The organism is Methanospirillum sp., assembly GCF_035560735.1.
Lineage (GTDB): Archaea > Halobacteriota > Methanomicrobia > Methanomicrobiales > Methanospirillaceae > Methanospirillum.
This window is the reverse complement of record NZ_DATMYY010000148.1, coordinates 1-2,616: the sequence shown is the minus strand read 5'-3', so window position 1 is coordinate 2,616 and position 2,616 is coordinate 1. Positions and strand designations below refer to the sequence as shown.

The following is a 2,616-nucleotide window of genomic DNA, read 5'->3' as shown; positions in this document are numbered from 1 at the left end:
TAATCATCCTCACTATTATGAAACTAACAATCCTCTGTGAAAAAGATGAAGAAGGGCATTTCGTCATGGAATGCCCTGAACTTCCAGGCTGCCTTTCTGAAGATGATACTCTCGAAGAAGCTCTTGAGTCAATCAACGAGGCTATTGCAGGATGCATCACCAGCCGCATAAAGACCGCCACATGCACTCTCCTGAATAATACTCCAGATACCTTCTCCTTCTCACTTGAAATCCCTGAAACCTCTCATGCCTAAATTATCCTGGGCATCAGAAGATCTCCACGTCGCTGCTTTCAAACGGGCCGGATGGATGGTAAACCATATCGAAGGCAGCCATTACATCCTGATCAAAGATGGCAGTCCTGTTCATCTTTCGATACCTATTCACTCAGGCAAAGAACTCGGACCAGGATTACTTCGTAAGTTAATCCGGACAGCCGGATTGACTCCGGAAGAGTACCTTGAGTTCTTTAACCGTTGATCCCCTTCTCTTTCCTCTTCTGTAGGATCCTGGCCCGGTTCCTCCGATAATACGCCCGGGAATTTTCCGGTGCCGGGAGATCTGGTGTTCTCTCCGAATCAACCGGAGAGCCTCAATAAGGTGCATGCTCCTCCTCGAGTGGACAGACCCGGAGATACCCGATCCCTTTCCCTGCCAGATCACAGATCCGGTTTCTCCGGACCTCACATTGCACAGACTTCAGATGAGGACACCCTTTCGTAGAACATGCCTCAATAGTCGGCCTTCGTGACAACCTCATGCTAATCCTCCGTACACGAGCCTTCTGACAAGGAGGTGCCGATCACACGACAAACAGTTCAGCTGTCACCGGCGGAGTGGGCACTGCCCAAGTCTATGAGAACAATACATCCCATGAAACATAGGCATCCGGTCAACAGCCATCTGGGTGATCATCCCTTCACCCCTGATTCACAAAGATGTGAGTAACAGGTCGCACATACCCCGAAATGATCTTCAGGATACTGCCAGGCGATCGCATCACCATCACAAAAATGACACCTGCCAATCGAGGCCCCAGTCCAACTCTGCAGCCGGGAGATATCGATAACATCCGGGATGGTCCTGAACTGACCTGATCATCACCAGACATACCGGTCCGGAATCGTGCAGACCTGACCGGTCCTATCCGATCCTTTGAGACCGTGCGGTACCAGAATGGTTTCTGAAACGAGGTGGTCACTCCTTTCAGAATCTCCTGCATCTGGTCAGAGAGCGGGATATCATCAAGAGCGATAACAGAACCGGGCCGGAGCCCTACGTCATTGAAGAGTGCCTTGTCACTCATCCGTCTGTCAAGCCTGAGTTCATCCGGAACCTGCTGGAGCATGGTGTCCACGGTATGGAACTTCCCTTTCCCTGATTCACCTGTGACCGAGACATGAAGCCCTTTCGAGTTGATCACCGACCGGGAGGCAAGTGACCGGGCCAGACATTTGGCAACAACCCGGTCACCCTCATGATCCAGACCGAACGTGTCGATGCTAAACCTGAGCGGATCCCCGGTTGAGAGAGCCTCATGTGCTTTCCTGATAACCTCCTCACGACGACTCTTCTCCTCATTCGATACCTCTGGCTTCTCACATTCCCCAAGATCATCACCCATCCTGGCGATATCCTGTTTTCGGATATTCTCCTTTCTCCAGGCCTCAAAGTCCCGCTTCTTCCCGGGACCATCGAAGATCTCTCTGAGATCTCCCATCGCTGGGATCCTCCACCGCAGCTCTGGTGATGACACCCGGCAAAGATCGCACCACTCGGGAACTGTACAGCGTACGCCCCATCCCGGTGTTCGATGATGAACTGACACTCAGAAAGCACATAGAGCATCCCGCCCTGGTACGGTTTGTCATCGTACCCAAGGTGATGAGCATCAAGCCACTCACCAAGGTTGATCACCTGGCCGGGTCTGCTCCGTGAGAGTGAGGATTTCATCGGACCGGGATCTTCTCTCGGAAGAAGACTCACCAGCCCCTTCAGTTGATAAGGCGTGACGACAGTCCTGTTCCCTGTTGAAATGATCGTAGACAACCGGTGAGGTCGATCTGGGCACTATCTCGTAAGGATTAAATCGGTCAGATGTGATGACTCATAATGTCGGATATTGGGGTGGGTTACGCCTACCTGAATGCTTGTTTGAGGGTTGCCAGATCTATCTTCTTCATCTGAAGCATCGCAGCCATAACGTTTTGTGCCTTCCTGGTATCAGGATCGGTGAGAAGATCTATCATTTCTTCAGGAATAACCTGCCACGATATTCCAAATTTATCTTTCAACCATCCACACTGCTGGGATGCAGGATCCCCTCCTTCAGTAAGTTTCTCCCAGAAATAGTCAACCTCGTCCTGATTGGCACAGTTAACAATGAAGGAGACTGCTTCAGAAAAATGAAATATTGGGCCGCCATTTAATGCAACGAAGGGAGAGCCGTCCAGGGTAAATTCTACAGTCATAACACTCCCTTCAGGCTTATGATGAAATTCAAACCCTTCCTTCCCGTATCGCGTTATTCTTCCAATTGAAGAATTTTTAAAAATTGATGTATAGAAACGTACTGCTTCTTCTGCCTCATTATCAAACCATAACCCGGTAGAGATC

6 protein-coding genes are annotated in these 2,616 nt (G+C 50.2%); 3 read left to right on the top strand and 3 right to left on the bottom strand.

The window, feature by feature from the left end; translation table 11 throughout:
- Positions 1-254 (top strand): type II toxin-antitoxin system HicB family antitoxin (locus tag VN429_RS04490; protein WP_325630245.1); only part of this gene is annotated, 254 nt, incomplete at its 5' end.
- The gene (locus VN429_RS04485) at positions 247-480 is read left to right on the top strand and encodes a type II toxin-antitoxin system HicA family toxin (RefSeq protein ID WP_325630243.1); all 234 of its coding nucleotides are present in this window, start codon (positions 247-249) and stop codon (positions 478-480) included. The genes VN429_RS04490 and VN429_RS04485, both read left to right, overlap by 8 nt.
- Positions 481-592: 112 nt before the next feature.
- Here VN429_RS04485 and VN429_RS04480 read toward each other — a convergent pair whose 3' ends face one another.
- Positions 593-760 (bottom strand): hypothetical protein, encoded by a 168-nt coding sequence (locus tag VN429_RS04480; protein WP_325630241.1) that lies wholly within the window; start codon positions 758-760, stop codon positions 593-595.
- 159 nt (positions 761-919) lie between these two features.
- Entirely contained in the window at positions 920-1,720 is an 801-nt protein-coding gene (locus VN429_RS04475) for a hypothetical protein (RefSeq protein WP_325630239.1), read from the bottom strand.
- A gap of 29 nt (positions 1,721-1,749) precedes the next feature.
- Here VN429_RS04475 and VN429_RS04470 point away from each other — a divergent pair, with 29 nt between their 5' ends.
- On the top strand, positions 1,750-1,938 hold the full coding sequence (locus VN429_RS04470) for a hypothetical protein (RefSeq protein WP_325630237.1): 189 nt from the start codon (positions 1,750-1,752) through the stop codon (positions 1,936-1,938).
- A 200-nt stretch (positions 1,939-2,138) separates the two neighbouring features.
- Here VN429_RS04470 and VN429_RS04465 read toward each other — a convergent pair.
- On the bottom strand, positions 2,139-2,616 hold a 478-nt coding region (locus VN429_RS04465), incomplete at its 5' end, for a VOC family protein (RefSeq protein ID WP_325630234.1).

Bases quoted from the DNA above. Each gene is read 5' to 3' on its own strand.
- VN429_RS04485 (WP_325630243.1), top strand. From the start codon at position 247: ATGCCTAAATTATCCTGGGCATCAGAAGATCTCCACGTCGCTGCTTTC.
- VN429_RS04480 (WP_325630241.1), bottom strand. From the start codon at position 760: ATGAGGTTGTCACGAAGGCCGACTATTGAGGCATGTTCTACGAAAGGG.
- VN429_RS04475 (WP_325630239.1), bottom strand. From the start codon at position 1,720: ATGGGAGATCTCAGAGAGATCTTCGATGGTCCCGGGAAGAAGCGGGAC.
- VN429_RS04470 (WP_325630237.1), top strand. From the start codon at position 1,750: ATGACACCCGGCAAAGATCGCACCACTCGGGAACTGTACAGCGTACGC.